The organism is Curtobacterium sp. MCBD17_040, assembly GCF_003234805.2.
GTDB lineage: Bacteria > Actinomycetota > Actinomycetes > Actinomycetales > Microbacteriaceae > Curtobacterium.
The window spans coordinates 2586634-2606837 of the sequence record NZ_CP126273.1; the positions used below are offsets into that span (position 1 = coordinate 2586634).

The following is a 20204-nucleotide window of genomic DNA, read 5'->3' on the forward strand; positions in this document are numbered from 1 at the left end:
GGCTACTTCCCGTACTTCTGCTGGAGCTGGTGCAGCAGGGCCGTGGAGCTCGTCGCCTTCTTCGCGACGAGCTGCTGGAACCCGTTGACCAGGTCGTTGCCGAACTCGGTCGACTTGGTCGGGTAGTCGAGCGACTCGCCCTTCGCCAGCACCGAGTTCGTGAACGCCGCGTACTGCGGGGTGTCCTGGCGGTACTGGCTGATGTACTTCGTGGCGGCCGGGACGTACCCGAGCTTGGTCGTGATGATCGCCTTCTGCGAGTACGAGTCGGTCATCGCGGCGATGACGGCCATGTCGACCGCCTTGTCCTTCGACTTCTGGGCGATGCTGAAGCCACCGCCGTAGGTCGCCACCGTCGACGAGGACGCCGTCTTCCCGGGGAGCGTCGTCAGCGTGTACTTCGTCGACGGGTCACTCGTCTGCATGAAGCCGATGTACCAGGGGCCGGCGTCGGACATGGCGGCGTTCCCCTTGCCGAAGGCCTCGCCATCCCAGGTCGCCCCGAGCTGCTCGGCGCTCTCGGCGTCGCCGTTCTTGAACATGGTCAACAGTTGGTCGAGCGCCTGCACGTTCTGCTTCGAGTCGATCGTGGTGCCGCCGTGGTAGCCGCCACCGTTCGCGATCATGTACTGCGTCAGGTGGAACAGGTTCTCGAGCAGCACCACGCCGGGCTTGCCCGTCTTCGCCTTGACCTGCGCCGCGGCCGTCGCGATCTCGGCGAGGGTCTTCGGGGTCGAGGTGACGCCCGCCTCCGCGAGCACGTCCTGGTTGTAGGCGTAGCCCGAGTTCTGCAGGTACGACGGCACCGCGTAGAGCTTGCCGCCGATCTTCCAGCCGTTCACGAGCGCCTTCGGGAATGCGCTGAGCTGGACATCGGTCTTCCCGATCACGTCGTCCATCGACGCGATCGCCCCCTCGGTCGCGTACTCGGCGACCGGTGCCGAGTTGTCCCAGAGGGTGATGTCCGGGGCCGTGCCCGCGGCGAACTGCGTCGGCAGCTGGTTCAGCTGGTCGTCGTAGGTCGGGTAGACGTGCGTCTTGATCGTGACGCCGGGCAGTTCCTTCTCGGCGTGCTTGATGATGTCCGACATGTAGGTGTCGACGACGCCGCCGCCGGAGTACCCGACGGTGACGGTGCCCTTGAGGGACGAGCTCGAGCCGGAGCCCGAGCTGCCCGAGCTGCTGCAGCCGGTGAGCACGAGCGCCGCGGCGATGCCGAGCGCTCCCACTCCGGTGACGGTTCGCGTTCGCTTGATCATGATGGGCCTCCTTGCCCTGGCGTGATGACGGGTGGTGCTGCTGGTTCGGGTTCGGGTCAGGCCTGCGCGGTGGCGGCGTCCGCCAGCGGGAGCCAGACGCGCATGGTCGACGGACCGCGCTCGGCCCACTGGTGGTACGGGCGGAGCCGGACGGTTCCGGGGCGCTGCGCGTCGTGCGCGGGCGAGCCGGCGTACGGCCAGTCCCGCTCGGGCGCGTCGACGGCGACCGCGTCGAGCGCCGCGTCGGTGGCGCCGTCCGCGGTCGGCTCGGCCCCCGGGAGGACCTGGATCGCGTCGACGCGATCGGCGTCCTGGTCGATCGACTCGGCGCAGAGCACGAGCGGCCCGCGCTCCACCGCGACCGTCCCGCGGAGCGCGTCGATCCGTTCGTCCGGGGCCACGAGCCTCGGCTGCGTCGGGAGGTCGAGGGTGACGACATCGCCGGCACGCCAGGCGCGACGGATCGCGACGGACCCGCCGTCGACCGTCTCGGCTCCCTCGCCGGCGTCGACGGTGGCGCTGCCAGCGGCCCAGCCCGGCACGCGGAGGGTCAGGGTCCACGGCTCGGGCGCGTCCTCGGCGACGACGACCCGCACGCGGCCGTCGAGCGGGTAGTCCGTGGCGACCTCGAGGCGGACCGTGCGGCCGTCGGGCAGCGTCGTGTCGATCCGGCCCTCCGCGTACTGGTGCAGTTGCAGGCCGTCGTCGTCCACCGTCGCCACGTACGCGGTGAGGCTGGCGAGGGTGCGCGCGACGTTCGTCGGGCAGCACGACACCGCGAACCACGGCGCACGCTGGCTCGACGCGGCGCGCTCGCTCGGCTCGTCGACCGCGGCCGGGGTGCCGGGCACGTTCCGCTGCAGCGGGTTCACGTAGAAGAACGCGGTGCCCTGCTCGTCCGGGCTCGTCGCGATGACGTTGTACAGCGTCCGCTCGATGAGGTCGGCGTACCGCTCCTCACCGTCGGCGAGCAGGAGCCGCCAGCTGAACATGATCGACCCGACACCGGCGCAGGTCTCGGAGTAGGCCCGATCGGATGGCAGTTCGAAGTCGTCGCCGAAGGACTCGCCCTCGTGCCGCGACCCCATGCCACCGGTCAGGTACGTGCGGTGTGCGACCGTGTTGTGCCACTGCGTCCGGAGCGCGTCCGACAGCTCGGCGTCGCCCCGGTCCACGGCGAGGTCGACCGCGCCGGCCGCCAGGTAGAGCGCGCGGACCGCGTGGCCACGGAGCACGTCTGCGTCGCGCACGTGCAGGTCGTCGAGGAAGTACGACGCGGGCACGTCGGGATCGTGCAGCGTGCCGTCCCCGCGGCGCTCGATGAACAGCGCCGCCTGCGTCCGGTACCGCTCGTCACCGGTCACGCGGGCGAGCTCCACGAGCGCGACCTCGATCTCCGGGTGGCCGCACACGCGCTGGTCGCCGTCCGCGCCGAAGACGTCACACACGTGGTCGGCCACGCGGATCGCCGCCTCGACGAACGCGTCGCGGCCGGCGGTGCGGGCGCGCGCCACAGCGGCCTGGATCATGTGCCCGGCGCAGTAGAGCTCGTGGCCCCACTCGAGGTCGGACCAGCGCGGCTGCTGCCCCGGGCCTCCGAAGCGCGTGTTGAGGTAGCCGTCCTCCTGCTGGGCTGCGACGACACGGGCCGACAGGTCCTGGAACGTCTGCTCCACCCAGGCATCACCCGAGCGTCCGGACTCCCACGCGAGCGCCTCGAGGAGCTTGTAGATCTCCGAGTCGGCGAACTCCCGGCCTGCGGACGGAGCCTCTCGCCCCTCGGCGGCGCGGTCGAAGTTGCCGACCCAGCCGAGTCGCTCCATCCACTCGAGGCAGTGGCGGAGCGTGGCGCGGGCGTTCGTCGCCTGGCGGTCACCCCAGAAGCCGCCCGTGATCGTGACGTCGGTCATGGGGACGGGGCGGAGGCGGCCCGTCGTCGGCGCGACCACGAGGCCGCGCTGCGAAGTGGGGGTGGTGCTGATGTCGGTCATTCGTGCGTCCTTGCTGCAAATCTCCGGAAAGCTTTACGAACCGTAACTGCCGGGTCTCGATTGCGTCAAGCGGAAAGCTGCCGGTACTGTTTGCGGCAGCGGGTTGCCGGTACTGTTCACGGCAGCGGGGTCGACGCCTGGAGCGGTCGGACAAGAGGGGGCTGCGTGAAGGAACGGCAGAAGGCGGCCACGCTCACGGATGTCGCACGAGCCGCAGGGGTCTCGATCGCCACCGCCTCGCGCGCGCTGAACGGGCGGGGCGAGGTCCGCTCCGAGACCCGCGACCGCGTGTTCGCCGTCGCCGAGCGCCTGTCGTTCCGGCCGAACGTGCTCGCGCAGAACCTGCTCGCCGGGCGCACCGGCACCGTCGGCCTCATCACGTCCGACCTCGAGGGCCGCTTCTCGCTCCCGATCATGATGGGCGCCGAGGACGCGTTCGGCGCCGGTGCCACCCAGATCTTCCTGTGCGACGCCCGTGGCGACACGATCCGTGAACAGCACCACGTCCAGGCGCTACTGTCGCGCCGGGTCGACGGCCTCATCGTCGTCGGGTCGAGCACCAACCCACGTGCGTCGCTCGGCGACGACCTGCCGGTCCCCGTCGTCTACGCGTACGCACCGTCCGAGGACCCCGCGGCGCTCTCCGTCGTCAGCGACAACGTGCAGGGTGGCCGGGTCGGCATGCAGCACCTCATCGACGCCGGACGACGGCGCATCGCGCACATCACCGGCGAGATCGAGTACCACGCCGCCCGCGACCGCGCGCGCGGTGCCCTCGATGCGCTCGACGACGCGGGCCTCGAACTCGCGGGCGGACGCGTCCTGCACGGCACCTGGAACGAGGCCTGGGGCCGCGGTGCCGCCCGCATGCTCCTCGAGTCCACGCCCGACATCGACGCGGTCTTCTGCGGCAGCGATCAGATCGCGCGCGGCGTCGTCGACGTGCTCCACGAGCTCGGGCGCGACGTCCCCACCGAGGTCGCCGTGCTCGGCTTCGACAACTGGGGCGTCGTCACACAGAGCTCACGCCCGGAGCTGAGCAGCGTCGACATGCAGCTCCAGGAACTCGGCCGCATCGCCGCGAACCGGCTGTTCGCCGCGATCGACGGCCAGGACGACGGCGGGCGTACCGAGGTGCCGTGCCGGCTCGTCGTGCGGGGGTCGACGGCGCCGATCGACTGAGCGAGTCCGCCGGCGTGCACAGCGGATGCGCGCTGCACGCGCTGCACGCGCTGCACGCGCGTGCAGCCGACAAGTGCGCCATCTCGACGACGGCGCAGTTGTCGTCGACGCGCGCGGTCGCGGCGACATGCCGGACGGGAGGGCCGGGGCGGGCTCGACGCGGGCCTCCCGGCCGTGATCATGGGTACGTCAGTACTCGCCCTTGATCACGAAGAACGAGCCGCGGATCTCGCCCGCGAGCTTCGACCGCTGCCGGGCGAACTTGAACTTCGACGCGAGCTCATCGGGGACGTCCATGCCCTGCGAGAGCTTGAAGCCGACCGCCCGCTTGCCGCCGTCCTCGATGCTGTACATGACGTTGATCGCGAGACCCGACTCGTAGAACACGTACGTCATCCGGAGGCCGTCGACCTCGAAGTCGGTGGCCTCGAGCGGACGTGACGCGATCACGATGTCGCGCTCCTCAGCGAGGATCCGCGCCACCCGGTCGACCGCGTCGGGGGCCTCGTCCGCGGGCGACGTGACGAACTCGTGGTCGTACTTGTTCTTGTAGTACCGGGCCTCGTTCGCGCGGAGGCCGGCGAGCGCGTCGGCCACGGGCGAGGACTCGAGACCGGCCGTGCTGACGTCCACGAAGTCGACGACGTTCGACATGCGTTCCTCCTCGTTCGGGTGGGTGGGCACCACGGTAGTGCTGATCCACCAGGGTCGGGGATCATCCACAGACGCAGTAGGGCTCTCCGCGACCGACACCCGATGGACGTCCGGTGTGGGCGGTGATCGAGCACCGCATCCCCGCGGTGATCATCGCGCTCGTGGACTGAGCGGCACCGCGGCGCCCACCCGGATGGTCTCAGCCCCGCTCGCTCCACAGCAGCCAGACCCGGGCGGCGAGCGCGCGGTAGCGGAGGGCCGGACCGGCCGTCGAGGCATCGAACCAGGCGACGAACTCCTCGTGGATGATCCGCTGGACGTCGTCCACCGACGTCGCGTCCGGCAGGCGCAGCGCGATCGTCTCCGCCTCGGGCCGGTACTCGTCGGTGTTCGTCTCGAACGCGATGCCGACCGGATCGGCAGAGAACAGGATCGACTCGAGCTCGGGCACGAACGCCGCCGGGTCCGGAGTGGGCTGGGGGTGCGACGACCGGGAGGCCCGGAACAGTCCGGCGAGGCCGGACCGCGGGCGCCGTGCGGCTTCCGGCCCGGCTCCTGGCACAGTGGCGGTCGTCGCCTCACGTTCGGGGTCACCCGCCACGGTGTCGGGCGCGAGCGGGTCGCTCGTGCCCGCGATCCGCAGAGCATCGTCCCGCAGCGCAAGCTCGGCGACGAGCAGCAGGTGTACGTAGTACACCCGGGCAGCCTCGGGGAACGCGATGAGCGATGCCGACAGTCCGTCAGCGCACTGCCGGAGCCCGCGGGCGGCCTCCGGCGCGAGGACACCCCCAGCGGACACCTCGGTCGCCCAACCGACGATGTCCGAGTCGATCATGACGGCGTCCACGAGACCGTACTGTTCGCCGCGTTCCACCGCGTCGGGGAACGGCGCTGCTCGGTGCGCGGCGAGTGCGACATCCAGGTCAGTGCTCATCCGGAGGAGCCTAGTGCGGCGAGCGCACCACGCCACGCCTCACCGTGCGCTTGGCCGTGGGGCCCGAGTCGCGGGTCACGACTCGTTGTTGCAGCGGAACTCCACCACATCGCCGTCCTGCATGACGTAGTCCTTGCCCTCGATCCGGGCGACCCCACGAGACCGTGCCTCGGCGATCGACCCCGCGGCGATGAGGTCGCCGAACGAGATCACCTCGGCCTTGATGAAGCCCTTCTCGAAGTCGGTGTGGATGACGCCCGCGGCCTGCGGCGCCTTCCAGCCCTTGCCGATCGTCCACGCGCGGGACTCCTTGGGACCGGCGGTCAGGAACGTCTGCAGCCCGAGGGTGTCGAACCCGATACGGGCGAGCTGGTCGAGCCCGACAGGCTGGCCTGGTCGACACGAGGCGTCGACCAGGCCAGAGCGGTTCTCCCCTCCGTTCGGTGCCCGAAGAGCTCGTCACGCACCACGTGTCATCGGGGAGCGTCTCAGGCAGTCGCGGCCGCGCGCGATCCCTGCACGCGCTCGGCGAGCGCGTCGATGCGGGCGATGTCATCAGGCGTGAGGACGACGTCCGCCGCGGCCACGTTCTCCGCGACCCGGTTCGCATTGCGCGACCCCGGGATCGGGACGAGGTCGTCGCGCTTCGCGAGGATCCACGCGAGTGACAGCTGCGAGAGCGAGATGCCCTTGTCGTCCGCCACTGCCGACAGCCCCTGAGCGACGGCGACGTTCGCGTCGAAGTGCTCCGGTGCCCACCAGTCGAGCATGTGCCGGATGTCGTCAGACGGGTAGTCGGAGCGAGGGCGGACGGCTGCACTCAGGAAGCCGCGCGCCAGCGGCGAGTACGCGACCACACCGATGCCGAGCTCATCGACGACGGGGAAGAGCTCCTCGGACTCTCGGGCGAACACGGAGTACTCGGTCTGGAACGCCGAGATCGGGTGGACGGCGTTCGCCCGGCGGAGCTGCTCGGCATCGGTGTTCGACAGCCCGAGGTAGCGGACCTTCCCAGCCTGGACGAACTCCTGCATCACGCCGACGACGTCCTCCACGGGCACCGCGGGGTCATGGACGTGCTGGTACAGGAGGTCGATCGAGTCGGTGCCGAGGTTCCGGAGGCTCGCCTCGACCACCTCGCGGATGTGCTCCGGGCGCGAGTCCGGCGTGTAGGCACCACGGGCGAAGCCGAACTTCGTCGCGATGGTGACCTCGTCGCGGATCGGAGCGAGGGCGGTTCCGAGCAGGCGTTCGCCGACGCCCCACCCGTACAACTCTGCGGTGTCGAAGTGCGTGACCCCGAGTTCATGCGCGTGCCGGATGGCGGCGGTCGATTCGGTGTCGTCGCTCGGCCCGTAGGCGAACGCCGTGCCCATCGCGCCGTAACCGACAGCACTGACGACCAGACCTTGGTCGCCGAGGATGCGCTGCTGCATGTTGGTTCCTTCCGTGTGGAGAGCAAGTCGTGTCAGTGTACGCCCTTCATGTCATACTCTGACACACTAGGCCCACGGTGTCAGTGGCGGTAGGATGACCCCGTGAGCGAGACGACGAGCCGGACGGGGTTGCGGGACATCACCCGCGACGCCGTGCGTTCTCGGATCGCCGCGGTGGCCGTCGCTCGGTTCGACGCGGAGGGTTTCGACAGCGTGACCGTCGAGCAGATCGCGGCCGAGGTCGGCATCTCCGCCCGGAGCTTCCACCGCTACTTCCCCGCGAAGGAGGACGCGGTGATCGGCGATCCGGCTCGCCACCGAGACGACCTCGCCGACGCGCTCCGCGCCCGACCAGCTGGCGAACCTGTTTGGGATGCGCTCCGCGAAGCGTTCGTCGTGATGCTCGAACGCGGCGGCGCGGACTCCGACGCCGGCCGTCAATCGGTCCGCGTGATGCTGCGCACGCCGTCGCTCCGTGCCCGCAACCTCGAGAAGCACCTGTCCTGGGCCGAGGTACTCGTGCCGCTCACAGCTGAACGCATCGCCCGCGACGACGCTGACCTCCGCGCCCGGACGCTCGTGCACGCCGCGCTCAGCTGCTTCGACGTGGCGATCAGCATCTGGGCCGTGGAGGACACCCCCGGCGTCCTCCCCGTCGATCTGCTTCGCCGGACCTTCGACACGCTCGACGCCAGCTCCTGACGCCGCTCACGGATCTGTGCTCATCCGATCCGCTGGGTCGACGTCGAAGCGCTTCCCGGTCCGTGATCGGACGAGCCGGCTGATCGCCGCGGCGCGCAGGCTACAAGCCACGTCGGGCCGAACGCCGACGACCGCACACGGTCGGCGTCAGCAGGGCCTCTGCGCCAGGTCTCCGGTGACCCTGCGGACTCCCTGCGGACCGAGGCGGGCGAACAGCGCCGGATCGCCGTCGTTCCGAGCCGGTCAGTTGTTGAAGCGGAACTCCACCACGTCGCCGTCCTGCATGACGTAGTCCTTGCCCTCGATCCGGGCGACCCCACGAGACCGTGCCTCGGCGATCGACCCCGCGGCGATGAGGTCGCCGAACGAGATCACCTCGGCCTTGATGAAGCCCTTCTCGAAGTCGGTGTGGATGACGCCCGCGGCCTGCGGCGCCTTCCAGCCCTTGCCGATCGTCCAGGCGCGGGACTCCTTGGGACCGGCGGTCAGGAACGTCTGCAGCCCGAGGGTGTCGAACCCGATGCGGGCGAGCTGGTCGAGCCCGGACTCCGGCTGCCCGGTGGCCTCGAGGAGCTCCTGCGCCTCGTCCGGCTCGAGGTCGATGAGCTCGGACTCGATCTTGGCGTCGAGGAACACGGCCTGCGCGGGGGCGACGAGCGCGGCGAGCTCCGCCTTGCGGGCGTCGTCGGTGAGCACGGCCTCGTCGACGTTGAACACGAAGATGAACGGCTTGGCCGACAGGAGCCCGAGCTCCTTGATCGGGGCCAGGTCGATGGACGTCGCGGACAGGAGCGTGCCCTGCTCGAGCGCGGCACGGGCCTCCCGGGCGGTCTCGAGGACCGCGGGCTCCGCCTGCTTGAGCTTCACCGTCTTCTCGTACCGCGGCAGGGCGCGGTCGATGGTCTCGATGTCGGCGAGGATGAGCTCGGTGTTGATGACCTCGAGGTCGTCGCGCGGCGAGACCTGGCCGGACACGTGCACGACGTCGTCGTCCGCGAAGCCGCGGACGACCTGCGCGATGGCGTCGGCCTCGCGGATGTTCGCGAGGAACTTGTTGCCGAGACCCTCGCCCTCGCTCGCGCCCTTGACGATGCCCGCGATGTCGACGAACGACACGGGAGCCGGCAGCACCTTCTCCGAGTGGAAGAGGTCCGCGAGCTGCTGCAGGCGCGGGTCCGGCAGGCTGACGACGCCGACGTTCGGCTCGATGGTCGCGAACGGGTAGTTCGCCGCCAGGACCTGGTTCTTCGTCAGGGCGTTGAACAGGGTCGACTTGCCGACGTTCGGGAGTCCGACGATCGCGATGGTGAGTGCCACGACGGACAAGCCTAACGGCGGCGGCCGGGAGGAACGGTGCGGGCCCGCCCCGCACTTCCGGTCCGGCGGCGGCCGGGAGGGACGGTGCGGGCCCGCCCCACACCTCCCGGTCCGGCGGCGGGCGACGGACGCGGCGTGTGACACGAGGGGATGTCGGAGCGTCGTGCGAGCATGGCGACGTGCCCCTGGACTTCACCGCGATCGACTTCGAGACGGCCAACGGATCGAGCGCCTCGGCGTGTTCGGTCGGACTCGTCAAGGTGCGCGACGGCGTGGTCGTGGAACGGGCCTCCTGGTACATCCGGCCGCCGGTCGGGCACGACGCGTTCCTCGAGTGGAACACGCGGATCCACGGCATCGTCGCCGAGGACGTCATCGACGCCCTCGGCTGGGCCGAACAGTACGTCGAGCTGTGTGCCTTCGCCGGCGAGGACGTCCTGACGGCCCACAACGCCCGGTTCGACATGGGCGTCATCGCAGGCGGGTGCGCGGCCACGGGGATCGACGTCGTGGCCCACCGGCACCTCTGCAGCCTGCAGGTCGCCCGACGCACCTACCAGCTCGATTCCTACCGGCTCCCGATGGCTGCGGGCGCGGCCGGGTTCGACGGCTTCCGCCACCACGACGCCCTCGCCGACGCCGAGGCCTGCGCCGCGATCATCGTGCACGCTGCCGCGCAGCACGGCGTCGACTCGCTCGAGGGGCTGTCGACGGCCACGAACGCCAAGCTCGGGACGGTCCACGCGCGCACGTCCGAGCCCCGCGGCGACCGCGCGATGGCGTTCGCCGACTGAGTTCCCGCTCGGGTCACACCGCCCGCAGCATGGGCCCGCGCGCGGTGTCGGGGGTCGCTGCCACGCTCGGGGACATGGACGCTCTCCTGCTCGTCGTCGGACTGCTCGTCGGGGCCGCGCTCGGCGCCCTCGTGGCGTGGTCGGTGGTGCGTGGTCGCACCGGCGCCGACCTCGCGACCGCCCGGGCGACGGCCGACGGTCTCCGCGCGCAGCTGGACCGTGCCGTCGCCGACGCTGCCGCGCACGACGCCGAGCGGGCCCAGGAGCACGCCGACCGCCTGGCCATGCAGGACGCCCAGTACCGCCGGCAGGTCGAGTCGCTCGAGCGCCGGGCCGCCGAGCTCGAGCACATCGTCTCCCGCATGCACGGCGCCGACACGACGCGGACCGAGCAGGAGTCCCGCGTCCTCACGGCGCTCGGGCCGGTCGCGGCCACGCTCGAGCAGATGCAGCGGACGGTGACGGCGCTCGAGCGCAGCCGCGGGGAGCAGTACGGCGCGCTGTCGGCACAGCTCCGTGCCGCGGTCGAATCGGAGGAGCGACTGCGCGCCACCGCCGAGACCCTCGCGAGCGCGTTGTCGTCGAACAGCACCCGCGGCGTGTGGGGCGAGACCCAGCTGCGGAACGTGGTCGAGGCCGCGGGGCTGCTGGAACGCGTCGACTTCGACGTCCAGTCGAGCGTCACCACCACCGCGGGGGCCGCCCGTCCGGACATGGTCGTGCACCTGCCGGGCGGCAAGTCGATCGCCGTCGACGCGAAGGTCCCGTTCAGCGCCTACCTCGAGGCCACGAGCATCCCCGAGACCGCCACGGGTGAGGCCGCCGCCCGACGCCGGGCACTGCTCGACCAGCACGTGCGCGCCGTCCGCGCCCACGTCGACGCCCTGGCCGCGCGTGAGTACTGGTCCGGGTACGACGCCTCACCGGAGCTGACGATCGCGTTCATCCCGTCCGAGTCCCTGGTGTCGAGCGCACTGGCCGCGGATCCGGGGCTGCTCGATCACGCGTTCCGGAAGCGGATCGCACTCGCCTCGCCGGTGACGCTGTGGTCGGTCCTCAAGACCGTCGCGTTCAGCTGGCAGCAGGACGTGGTCACCCTGGAGGCCCGCGAGCTGTTCCGCGTGTCCCGCGAGCTCTACGGGCGGCTCGCGACGATGGCCGGGCACGTGGACAAGCTCGGTCGGACGATCCGCGGGACCGTGGTCGACTACAACCGCTTCGTCGGTTCGCTCGAGCGGCAGGTGCTCCCGTCGGCCCGTCGCCTGTCGCTGCTCGACGAGGCCAAGGTGATCGCCGAACCCACCCCCGTCGAGGACGAGCCCCGCCTGCTCACCGCGCCGGAACTCGTCGCCGCGGTCGACGACGACTGACGCCGATGCGGGTCAGAACCACTTCTCGACGCGGTGGTCGGCCTGGATCCGGCGGACCGTGCCGGAGTGCGAGCGGAGCACGATCGAGTCGGTGTGGATGACACCGCGCGAGCGCCGGACGCCGTCGACGAGCACGCCGTCGGTCACACCCGTCGCCACGAAGAACGTGTTGTCGCCCGTGACCAGGTCGTCCTGGTCGAGCACGCGGTCGAGGTCGTGCCCGGCGTCCATGGCCTTCTGCCGCTCGTCGTCGTCCTTGGGCTGCAGCTGCCCCAGGATCACGCCGCCGAGCGCCTTGATCGCGCAGGCGGTGATGATGCCCTCGGGCGTCCCGCCGACACCGACGCACATGTCGATCTTCGATCCGGGCATCGCCGCCGAGATCCCTCCGGCGACGTCACCGTCGAGCAACAGCCGCGTGCCGGCACCCGCCGCGCGGATCTGCCGGATGAGCTCTTCGTGCCGGGGACGGTCCAGGACGGCGATCTGCATGTCCTCGATGTCCTTGTGCTTCGCCTTCGCCAGCGCACGGATGTTCTCGCCGACGGGCTTGTGCAGGTCGAGGACCCCGCGCCCCTCGGGGCCGGCCGCGATCTTGTTCATGTAGAACACCGCCGACGGGTCGTACATCGACCCACGGTCCGACACCGCCATCACCGAGATCGCGTTCTGCCGCCCGGCCGCGGTGAGCGAGGTGCCGTCGATCGGGTCCACCGCGATGTCACACGCGGGTCCGTGCCCGTTGCCGACGTGCTCGCCGTTGAACAGCATGGGCGCCTGGTCCTTCTCGCCCTCACCGATCACGACGACACCGTCGAAGTTGACCGTGCCGAGGAACTTGCGCATGGCGTCGACCGCGGCACCGTCGGCGAGGTTCTTCTCACCCCGCCCCACCCACGGCTGCGCGCGGATCGCCGCCGCCTCGGTCGCACGCACGAGCTCGAGCGCCAGGTTGCGGTCGGGCTGGAGGAACAGGGCACCGGTGTCAGTCGCATTCACCCGTCCAGCGTACCGAGCCGCTTCCCAGTGGACGTTCGGGCGTCCCAGAGCTGAGCGACAGCTGTCGTCCGGAGCCGGACGGCGCGCCGGGCGGGAGGCCGCCCTCGACCACCTGTGACCGGCCTCCCGGCCCCTGGCTACGATCGTGGACGGATCGACACGTCGAAGGAGAGCCGAGATGCCCATCGCAACCCCCGAGCAGTACGCCGAGATGATCGACCGCGCGAAGGCCGGCAAGTTCGCGTACCCGGCCGTGAACGTCTCGTCGTCGCAGACGATCAACGCCGTCCTGCAGGGCCTGACCGAGGCGGGGTCCGACGGCATCATCCAGGTGACGACGGGCGGTGCCGACTACTTCGCCGGCCACACGGTCAAGAACCGGGCCGCCGGCGCGCTGGCCATGGCGGCGTTCGCCCACGAGGTCGCCAAGAACTACCCGATCACGGTGGCGCTCCACACCGACCACTGCCCCAAGGACGCGCTCGACTCGTTCGTCCTGCCGCTCATCCAGGCGAGCGAGGACGAGATCCGGCAGGGCCGCGACCCGATCTTCCAGTCCCACATGTGGGACGGTTCCGCGATCCCCCTCGACGAGAACCTCGAGATCGCGAAGACGATGATCCAGAAGACCCGCAACATCAACGCGATCCTCGAGGTCGAGATCGGCGTCGTCGGCGGCGAGGAGGACGGCGTCAAGCACGAGGGCACGAACGAGGCCCTGTACACGACGCTCGGCGATGTCGAGAAGGCCGTCGAGGCGCTCGGCATGGGCGACGAGGGCCGGTGGATCGCCGCGCTGACGTTCGGCAACGTGCACGGCGTCTACAAGCCGGGCAACGTCAAGCTCCGTCCGGAGCTCCTCGGCGAGATCCAGCGCGGCATCGCCGAGCACCACGGCACCGGTCAGAACCCGCTCGACCTCGTGTTCCACGGCGGCTCCGGGTCGTCCGACGACGAGATCCACGAGGCCGTGTCGAACGGCGTCATCAAGATGAACATCGACACCGACACGCAGTACGCGTTCACGCGCGACATCGCCGACTCGATGTTCACGAACTACACCGGCGTGCTCAAGGTCGACGGCGAGGTCGGGAACAAGAAGCAGTACGACCCGCGGGCCTGGGGCAAGAAGGCCGAGACCGCCATGGCCGCCCGCGTCGTGCAGGCGGCGAAGGTGCTCGGGTCGGCCGGACAGTCCCAGAGCTGAGCGTGACCGCCCCCGACGCCCTCGTCCCCGACTTCGCGTCGTTCGTCGTCGACGCGCCCACGGCCCTCCACGCCGCGGACGCTGCGGCCCGCCGGCTCGTGGCGGCCGGGTTCACACAGCTCGACGAGCTCGACGACTGGCCGACCGACGCCGGCGCGTACGTCGTCGTGCGCGACGGCGCGGTCATCGCATGGCGACTGCCGGCGAGCGCGACGCCCACCACCCCGTTCCGGATCGTCGGCGCCCACACGGACTCCCCCGGGTTCCGCGTCAAGCCGAACCCGGTGGTCCGGAACGCGGGGTGGGAGCAACTCGACGTCGAGGTGTACGGCGGACCGATCCTCTCGACCTGGTTCGACCGCGACCTCCGCATCGCCGGACGCGCGGTCCTCGCCGACGGCAGCACGACCCTCGTGGCGACCGAGGCCGTCGCGCGCATCCCCAACCTGGCCATCCACCTGGACCGCGGGGTGAACGAGGGCGCGGCGATCGACCGACAGCGACACGTGTTGCCCGTGGTCGGTACCGACGGCGGCACCCTCGGCGGGCCGGACGTCGTCGAGTGGCTCCGCGCCCGGATCCCCGGCGACGTCGTGGCCTGGGACCTGTTCCTCGCCGACACGCAGGCCCCGGCCCGCATCGGCATCGACGGCGCGTTCCTGGCGTCCGGGCGCATGGACAACCTGACGAGCGTGCACGCCGGGCTCCGTGGGGTCATCGCGGCGCCCGGGGACGCCGACCACGTCCCCGTGTTCGCGGCGTTCGACCACGAGGAAGTGGGCTCCGCCACCCCGTCGGGTGCGTCCGGGCCCTTCCTCGAGGACGTGCTGCGCCGTGTCCAGGCCGGACTCGGCGCGACGGTCGGCGAGGCGGCGCGGGCGTTCCGCGCGTCGTGGCTGCTCTCGAGCGACGCCGGACACCTGGTGCACCCGAACCACGGCGAGAAGCACGACCCGGCGAACCGGCCCCGACCGGGCGCGGGTCCGTTGCTCAAGATCAGCGCGAACCAGCGGTACATGACCGACGGCCGGGGCGAGGCCGTGTTCGCCGCCGCATGCGCCGCGGCCGGCGTCGCGTACCAGCCCTTCGTCAACCACAACGGCATCCCCGGCGGCTCGACCATCGGTCCACTCGCCGCGACCCGGCTCGGGATCCCCACCGTGGACATCGGCGTCGGGCTGCTGTCCATGCACTCGGCGCGGGAGCTCGTGCACGTGGACGACCTCGCGGCCCTCCACGCGGCGGTGGGCGCGTTCCTGGTCGGTTGAGCCCGGCTCGGTCCGGCCGCTCATCGGCGCGGTGCGGCCACCGGATCGGTGACGCTCGGCCGCCGCTCCGTGGCGCTCGGTCAGAGCCCGCTGTGCGTGACCATCCAGGTGACGTACGCGGGGTCGTGCGCGAGCACGACGACGTAGACGACGACCGAGAACGCCCCGGCGACCGCACCACCGACGAGCGGCACCCAGAACGTGACCCGGCGACGGCGGAGGCGCGCCACCGACCACCACACCGTGCCGATCAACAACACGAGGTCCACGACGGCGCACAGCGCGCTCGCGGGCACGAGCGCCTCCGGGTGGGCGAGCTCGGTGTAGCGCGCGGCGATCTGGTCGGCGATGGTCGCGGCGGTGTGACTGATGCCGAAGAGCTGCTGCACGACGGTCGTGAACCCGAACGCCAGCAGCAGCACCGTCAGGAGCAGGTCTCCGGCGGACGCACCGAACCGGCCGGACGTCGGCACACCGGGACGGGATCGCCCCGGTGCACGGCCGGGAGGCCCGACCCGGCCCACCGGAACCGGCCTTCGTTGGTCGTCGGCCTCGGCCCGGCGCCGTTCCGCCGCCTCGCGTTCACCGCGTGCGCGCTCGACCTCGACCGGATTGACCCAGCCCTCGGGCGCGTACTCGCCGTACTGCGGGGCGGGCCGACCGACGGTGCGGCCGGCAGCGTCGGCCGGATCCGGACGGCGTTCGGGAGTGGGACCATCGCCGGACGCGGGAGGGGCCTCCCGGCCGACGGGATCGGAGGGCCGACCGCCGGACGCGGGAGGGGCCTCCCGGCCGTCGGTCGCGTCGCTCACCGGGTACGGCCACCCAGGGCGCGCGCGTCGCGCTGTCCCGTCGCGTCCGTGCGGAGCTCCTTCGGCAGCGAGAACATGAGGTCCTCGTGCGCAGTGACGACCTCGTCCACCGTGCCGAAGCCGGCGTCCGCGAGCTGTTCGAGCACCTCGCGCACCAGGACCTCGGGGACGGAGGCGCCGGAGGTGACGCCCACGGTCTGCACGCCGTCGAGCCACTCCTGTTGGATCTCCTCGGCGTAGTCGACGCGGTGCGCGGCCTTGGCACCGTGCTCGAGCGCGACCTCGACCAGGCGGACGCTGTTCGACGAGTTCGCGGAGCCGACGACGATCACCAGGTCGGCGTCGGCCGCCACCTTCTTGATCGCGACCTGGCGGTTCTGCGTGGCGTAGCAGATGTCGTCGGACGGCGGGTTCTCGATGAGCGGGAACTTCTCGCGCAGCAGGCGGACGGTCTCCATCGTCTCGTCGACGCTCAGCGTGGTCTGCGAGAGCCAGACGAGGTTCGTCGGGTCCGGGACCTCGAGCGCGGCGACGTCCTCCGGGCCGTTGACGAGGATCGTGCGCTCCGGGGCGTGCCCCATCGTGCCCTCGACCTCTTCGTGTCCGGCGTGACCGATGAGGATGATCGTGCGGTCGGCCTTGGCGAACCGCAGGGCCTCGCGGTGGACCTTCGTGACGAGCGGGCAGGTCGCGTCGATCGCGTGGAGGTCGCGGTCGGCCGCCCCCTGCACGACCGCGGGCGAGACCCCGTGGGCGCTGAAGACGACGTGCGCGCCGCGCGGGACCTCGGCGACGTCGTCGACGAACACGGCGCCCGCCTGTTCGAGCGTCGACACGACGTGGACGTTGTGGACGATCTGCTTGCGGACGTACACGGGCTGCCCGTACTGCTCGAGCGCCTTCTCGACCGCGATGACGGCACGGTCGACCCCGGCGCAGTACCCGCGAGGGGCGGCGAGGAGGACCTTCTTGGTGCCGGCGACCGGTTCGTCCCGGAGTCGGCCGCGAGCCGCCGGGACGCGGGGCGGCGCGAGCTGCACGGTGCGTCCGTTGGTGATCGTCACGCATCGATCCTAGGTGCCGACGCTGACACGTCCCCTGGGCGTCCGCCCTGGGCGGAACCGGTGTGGAGGGACACCCCGGACGACCGGGACCGTCCGGGGGACGGGGGATGATGGAGACCCTTCCCACGACCGACGGCACGACGTCGGCGCACGACGACAGGAGCAGTGCATGGCGATCGACCAGGGCCCCCCGACCGCGGACAACCCGTGGCCGGTCGCGCTGCTCGGCGCGAAGCTCCGGGACTGGATCGACCGGCTCGGCACCGCGTGGGTCGAGGGCGAGATCACGCAGTGGAACGTGGCCGGCGGCAACGTCTACGGCAAGCTCAAGGACTGCGAGGTCGACGCCACCGTGTCGTTCTCGATCTGGTCGAGCGTCCGTGCGCGGGTCCCGTCCGACCTCGGGCAGGGCGACCGTGTCGTCGCCGCGATCAAGCCCAACTACTGGGTCAAGGGCGGCTCCCTGACGATGCAGGTCGTCGAGATGAAGCACGTCGGACTCGGGGACCTGCTCGAACGCCTCGAGCGGCTCCGCGCCACCCTGCTCGCCGAGGGGCTGTTCGACGCCGCGCGGAAGCGCCCGCTGCCGTTCCTGCCCCGGCGGATCGGACTCGTGACGGGCAAGGACTCCGACGCCGAGAAGGACGTGCTCCGCAACGCGCAGCTCCGCTGGCCGCAGGTCGCGTTCCGCACCGTGCACGCCGCCGTGCAGGGCGACCGCACCGTGGCCGAGGTGACCGCGGCGATCCAGACCCTCGACGCCGACCCGGAGGTCGACGTCATCATCGTCGCGCGTGGTGGCGGTGACTTCCAGAACCTGCTCGGTTTCAGCGACGAGGGTCTGGTCCGCGCCGCCGCCGCGTGCACGACACCGATCGTCTCGGCCATCGGGCACGAGGCCGACCGCCCGCTGCTCGACGACGTCGCGGACCTCCGTGCGTCGACCCCCACCGACGCCGCCAAGCGCGTCGTGCCCGACGTGGCCGAGGAGCTCGCCAACGTCCGCCAGGCCCGCGCCCGGATCGGACTCCGCCTGTCGCACACGCTCTCGGTGGAGGCGGACCGGATCGCCGCGCTCCGGTCCCGTCCCGCGCTCGCGTCCACCGCGTGGCTCGTCGACACCCGGGCCGAGGAGGTCGCGCGCGACCTGTCCCGCAGCCGCGAACTCCTCGAGCGGACGATCGAGCGCTCCCACCACGAGGTCGGGCACCTCACCGGTCGGCTGCGGGCGCTGTCGCCGCGGGACACCCTCCGGCGCGGCTACGCGATCGTCCAGACCGACGACGGCGCGGTGGTGCGCTCGTCCGCCGAGGTCGCGACGCCGACCTCGGTGCGGGTGACGCTCGGCGACGGCACGGCGGTCGGCACCATCGCCGCCGACGGGTCCGGGCCGCAGGGCGTGCGTCCGGCGCCCGGCGATGCCACGGAGTCCGACGCCGTGGCATCCGACGGGGCGGAGTCCGACGGGGCGGAGTCCGACGGGGCGGAGTCCGACGGGGCGGAGTCCGACGGGGTGGGTCGGGACGATCCCCAGCTCGACGCCGACGACGCCGTGCTGTCACCGGGTGCTCGGTAGGATCGGACGGTGCCAGCACCAGCCGCTTCCGGAGCCGACCAGGGGTCGGACGTCGCCTCGCTGAGCTACGAGGCCGCTCGCGACGAACTCGTCCGCGTCGTGTCCGAGCTCGAGCAGGGCTCCGCGACACTCGAACGGTCGCTCGCGCTGTGGGAGCGGGGCGAGGCCCTGGCCGCTCGGTGCGAGGAGTGGCTCGTCGGCGCCCGGGCACGACTCGACGCGGCACGCAACGGCGTGCCGCCCGAGGACGACCGATGAGCGACCAACACCCGCAGGGCGCGCCGGTCGTCGCCGAACTCGGACGCCCCGAGACCGCCGAGGAGACCCGGATCCGCAAGGAGGACGCCCGTCGCGTCCGCCGGCAGCACCAGACGGCGCTCAACCTCGTGCTGTCCCTCGCGGCGTCGCTGGCCGTCGTGCTCGCACTCGTCGCGATCGTCGCCCGGCCCGATCACCCGTCGAGCACGTCGACCCACGTCGACTACCGGTCGGTCGCGGCGCAGGCCGACGTCCCGCACGTGACCCTGGCCGCGCCACGACTGCCGTCGGGGTACTCGGCGAACCGCGCGGACTTCCAGGACGACACCGCCGACGGGGTCGACGTCTGGACCGTCGGACTCATCACCCCGGACGACCAGTACATCGGCGTGCACCAGGGCATCAGGGCGAACCAGACGTGGGTCGCCAACCAGCTCGACGAACACGCCGCCACCGGCTCACGCACCATCGACGGCACGAAGTGGACCGTGTACGACCGGCGCGACGAGGGCAAGGGCGCCGGGAACGAGGCCTACTCGCTCGTCGCGACCTTCGGTGCGAGCACGGTCGTCCTGGCCGGCACGGCGGACGACGCCTCGTTCCGCACCGTCGCACACCGCATCGCCATCCAACTGGAGGACCAGAACCGATGAACCGCGCCGCCAGCACCCCAGCCGAGGCCCTGCGCCTGCTCGTCGAGGGCAACGCTCGGTTCGCCTCCGACAAGCGTCGCGTCGGTCGCACCGACCCCGAGCGCCGGAGCGAGCTGGCCGCGTCCCAGTCGCCCTTCGCGACCGTCCTCGGCTGTTCGGACAGCCGCGTGCCGTTCGAGCACGTGTTCGACGCCGGCATCGGCGACGTGTTCGCCATCCGGAACGCCGGGCAGATCGCGGACGACGTCGTGCTCGGGTCGATCGAGTTCGCGGTGGTCGCGCTCGGCACGCCGCTGGTGGTCGTGCTCCGGCACACCCGCTGCGGAGCGGTCAACGCCGCGTGCTCGGGCGAACCCGTGCCGGCGCCGCACCTCCAGGCCCTCGTGGACGCGATCGCCCCCAGCGTCGAGCGGGTGCGGTCCACGGTCGGCGCCGCCCCGGGAGCCCCGGCGCCGGACGCTGCCGCCGACACCGCCCTCGCCGTCGACCCGGAGGCCGTGGGCGCGGCCCACCTCGAGGCCACCATGCGCACGGTCATCGAGCGCTCCGGTGCCGTGTCGGACGCCATCGCCGAGGGTAGATTGGCCGTCGTCGGTGCGACCTACGACCTCACGACGGGACTGGTCGACATCGACACCGTGGTCGGGAACGCCTGAGTCCTCCCGCCACGGCCGGGCCCCGCGCCCGACGCCTCCGTCGACCGGCGCGAATCGCCGCAATCGGCACCG

The 20204-nt window shown here is 71.5% G+C and carries 18 protein-coding genes and 2 pseudogenes; 10 read left to right on the forward strand and 10 right to left on the reverse strand.

Annotated elements, in window-relative coordinates; all coding sequences use genetic code 11:
- Positions 1–2: 2 nt before the first annotated feature.
- Positions 3–1259 carry an ABC transporter substrate-binding protein gene (locus DEI94_RS12090; RefSeq protein ID WP_111013663.1) on the reverse strand — a complete coding sequence of 419 codons (1257 nt, stop codon included), beginning with the start codon at positions 1257–1259 and terminating at the stop codon, positions 3–5.
- A 56-nt stretch (positions 1260–1315) separates the two neighbouring features.
- On the reverse strand, positions 1316–3250 hold the full coding sequence (locus DEI94_RS12095) for a glycoside hydrolase family 127 protein (protein WP_111027084.1): 1935 nt from the start codon (positions 3248–3250) through the stop codon (positions 1316–1318).
- 165 nt (positions 3251–3415) lie between these two features.
- Here DEI94_RS12095 and DEI94_RS12100 point away from each other — a divergent pair, with 165 nt between their 5' ends.
- Positions 3416–4432: a LacI family DNA-binding transcriptional regulator gene (locus DEI94_RS12100; protein WP_111027083.1), complete on the forward strand. Its 1017-nt coding sequence runs from the start codon at positions 3416–3418 to the stop codon at positions 4430–4432.
- Between the two features lie 189 nt (positions 4433–4621).
- On the opposite strand, the gene DEI94_RS12105 is transcribed toward DEI94_RS12100, so the two are convergent.
- The 4 genes and pseudogenes from DEI94_RS12105 to DEI94_RS12120 form a co-directional block, all read right to left on the reverse strand.
- Positions 4622–5086: a DUF8821 family protein gene (locus DEI94_RS12105; RefSeq protein WP_111027122.1), complete on the reverse strand. Its 465-nt coding sequence runs from the start codon at positions 5084–5086 to the stop codon at positions 4622–4624.
- Between the two features lie 199 nt (positions 5087–5285).
- Positions 5286–6020 carry a hypothetical protein gene (locus DEI94_RS12110; protein ID WP_220038805.1) on the reverse strand — a complete coding sequence of 245 codons (735 nt, stop codon included), beginning with the start codon at positions 6018–6020 and terminating at the stop codon, positions 5286–5288.
- A gap of 75 nt (positions 6021–6095) precedes the next feature.
- Positions 6096–6401: pseudogene (locus DEI94_RS12115) on the reverse strand (DUF933 domain-containing protein); the annotation flags it as partial.
- A gap of 107 nt (positions 6402–6508) precedes the next feature.
- On the reverse strand, positions 6509–7456 hold the full coding sequence (locus DEI94_RS12120) for an aldo/keto reductase (RefSeq protein ID WP_111027082.1): 948 nt from the start codon (positions 7454–7456) through the stop codon (positions 6509–6511).
- A gap of 102 nt (positions 7457–7558) precedes the next feature.
- Between DEI94_RS12120 and DEI94_RS12125 the strand changes: the two genes are divergently transcribed.
- Positions 7559–8158 (forward strand): acyl-CoA-like ligand-binding transcription factor, encoded by a 600-nt coding sequence (locus DEI94_RS12125; RefSeq protein WP_111013668.1) that lies wholly within the window; start codon positions 7559–7561, stop codon positions 8156–8158.
- A 243-nt stretch (positions 8159–8401) separates the two neighbouring features.
- Here DEI94_RS12125 and ychF read toward each other — a convergent pair whose 3' ends face one another.
- A complete protein-coding gene (gene ychF, locus DEI94_RS12130; RefSeq protein WP_111027121.1) occupies positions 8402–9475 on the reverse strand; it encodes a redox-regulated ATPase YchF in 1074 nt (357 codons plus the stop codon).
- Positions 9476–9654: 179 nt separating this feature from the next.
- Between ychF and DEI94_RS12135 the strand changes: the two genes are divergently transcribed.
- Positions 9655–10269, forward strand: a complete 615-nt coding sequence (locus tag DEI94_RS12135; RefSeq protein WP_111027081.1) for an exonuclease domain-containing protein — start codon at positions 9655–9657, stop codon at positions 10267–10269.
- Between the two features lie 74 nt (positions 10270–10343).
- Complete coding sequence (locus DEI94_RS12140) at positions 10344–11639, forward strand: DNA recombination protein RmuC (RefSeq protein ID WP_111010915.1); 1296 nt, start codon at positions 10344–10346, stop codon at positions 11637–11639.
- 12 nt (positions 11640–11651) lie between these two features.
- Here DEI94_RS12140 and glpX read toward each other — a convergent pair whose 3' ends face one another.
- Positions 11652–12638 carry a class II fructose-bisphosphatase gene (glpX, locus tag DEI94_RS12145; RefSeq protein WP_111010889.1) on the reverse strand — a complete coding sequence of 329 codons (987 nt, stop codon included), beginning with the start codon at positions 12636–12638 and terminating at the stop codon, positions 11652–11654.
- 178 nt (positions 12639–12816) lie between these two features.
- On the opposite strand from glpX, the gene fbaA reads away from it, so the two are divergent.
- Positions 12817–13845: a class II fructose-bisphosphate aldolase gene (gene fbaA, locus DEI94_RS12150; RefSeq protein ID WP_111010890.1), complete on the forward strand. Its 1029-nt coding sequence runs from the start codon at positions 12817–12819 to the stop codon at positions 13843–13845.
- 2 nt (positions 13846–13847) lie between these two features.
- Positions 13848–15113 (forward strand): M18 family aminopeptidase, encoded by a 1266-nt coding sequence (locus DEI94_RS12155; protein ID WP_111027080.1) that lies wholly within the window; start codon positions 13848–13850, stop codon positions 15111–15113.
- 80 nt (positions 15114–15193) lie between these two features.
- On the opposite strand, the gene DEI94_RS12160 is transcribed toward DEI94_RS12155, so the two are convergent.
- Positions 15194–15925 carry a DUF6264 family protein gene (locus DEI94_RS12160; protein WP_111027079.1) on the reverse strand — a complete coding sequence of 244 codons (732 nt, stop codon included), beginning with the start codon at positions 15923–15925 and terminating at the stop codon, positions 15194–15196.
- Positions 15922–16989, reverse strand: a complete 1068-nt coding sequence (locus tag DEI94_RS12165) for a 4-hydroxy-3-methylbut-2-enyl diphosphate reductase (RefSeq protein WP_111027078.1) — start codon at positions 16987–16989, stop codon at positions 15922–15924. The genes DEI94_RS12160 and DEI94_RS12165 overlap by 4 nt, the downstream gene beginning before the upstream one ends.
- A 169-nt stretch (positions 16990–17158) precedes the next feature.
- Between DEI94_RS12165 and xseA the strand changes: the two are divergent.
- The 4 genes and pseudogenes from xseA to DEI94_RS12185 all read left to right on the forward strand — a co-directional run.
- A pseudogene (gene xseA / locus DEI94_RS12170) lies at positions 17159–18466 on the forward strand (exodeoxyribonuclease VII large subunit); the annotation flags it as partial.
- Between the two features lie 108 nt (positions 18467–18574).
- Positions 18575–18823 (forward strand): exodeoxyribonuclease VII small subunit, encoded by a 249-nt coding sequence (locus DEI94_RS12175; RefSeq protein ID WP_111027076.1) that lies wholly within the window; start codon positions 18575–18577, stop codon positions 18821–18823.
- Positions 18820–19476 carry a DUF4245 domain-containing protein gene (locus DEI94_RS12180; protein ID WP_111010895.1) on the forward strand — a complete coding sequence of 219 codons (657 nt, stop codon included), beginning with the start codon at positions 18820–18822 and terminating at the stop codon, positions 19474–19476. Before DEI94_RS12175 ends, DEI94_RS12180 begins: the two co-directional genes overlap by 4 nt.
- The gene (locus tag DEI94_RS12185) at positions 19473–20132 is read left to right on the forward strand and encodes a carbonic anhydrase (RefSeq protein ID WP_111027075.1); all 660 of its coding nucleotides are present in this window, start codon (positions 19473–19475) and stop codon (positions 20130–20132) included. The genes DEI94_RS12180 and DEI94_RS12185 overlap by 4 nt, the downstream gene beginning before the upstream one ends.
- Positions 20133–20204: the final 72 nt, after the last annotated feature.

What these genes read in the sequence shown, in the direction of transcription:
- DEI94_RS12090 (WP_111013663.1), bottom strand. Translation starts at nt 1,259, where the DNA reads ATGATCAAGCGAACGCGAACCGTCACCGGAGTGGGAGCGCTCGGCATC.
- DEI94_RS12095 (WP_111027084.1), bottom strand. Translation starts at nt 3,250, where the DNA reads ATGACCGACATCAGCACCACCCCCACTTCGCAGCGCGGCCTCGTGGTC.
- DEI94_RS12105 (WP_111027122.1), bottom strand. Translation starts at nt 5,086, where the DNA reads ATGTCGAACGTCGTCGACTTCGTGGACGTCAGCACGGCCGGTCTCGAG.
- DEI94_RS12110 (WP_220038805.1), bottom strand. Translation starts at nt 6,020, where the DNA reads ATGAGCACTGACCTGGATGTCGCACTCGCCGCGCACCGAGCAGCGCCG.
- DEI94_RS12120 (WP_111027082.1), bottom strand. Translation starts at nt 7,456, where the DNA reads ATGCAGCAGCGCATCCTCGGCGACCAAGGTCTGGTCGTCAGTGCTGTC.
- DEI94_RS12140 (WP_111010915.1), top strand. Translation starts at nt 10,344, where the DNA reads ATGGACGCTCTCCTGCTCGTCGTCGGACTGCTCGTCGGGGCCGCGCTC.
- fbaA (WP_111010890.1), top strand. Translation starts at nt 12,817, where the DNA reads ATGCCCATCGCAACCCCCGAGCAGTACGCCGAGATGATCGACCGCGCG.
- DEI94_RS12180 (WP_111010895.1), top strand. Translation starts at nt 18,820, where the DNA reads ATGAGCGACCAACACCCGCAGGGCGCGCCGGTCGTCGCCGAACTCGGA.
- DEI94_RS12185 (WP_111027075.1), top strand. Translation starts at nt 19,473, where the DNA reads ATGAACCGCGCCGCCAGCACCCCAGCCGAGGCCCTGCGCCTGCTCGTC.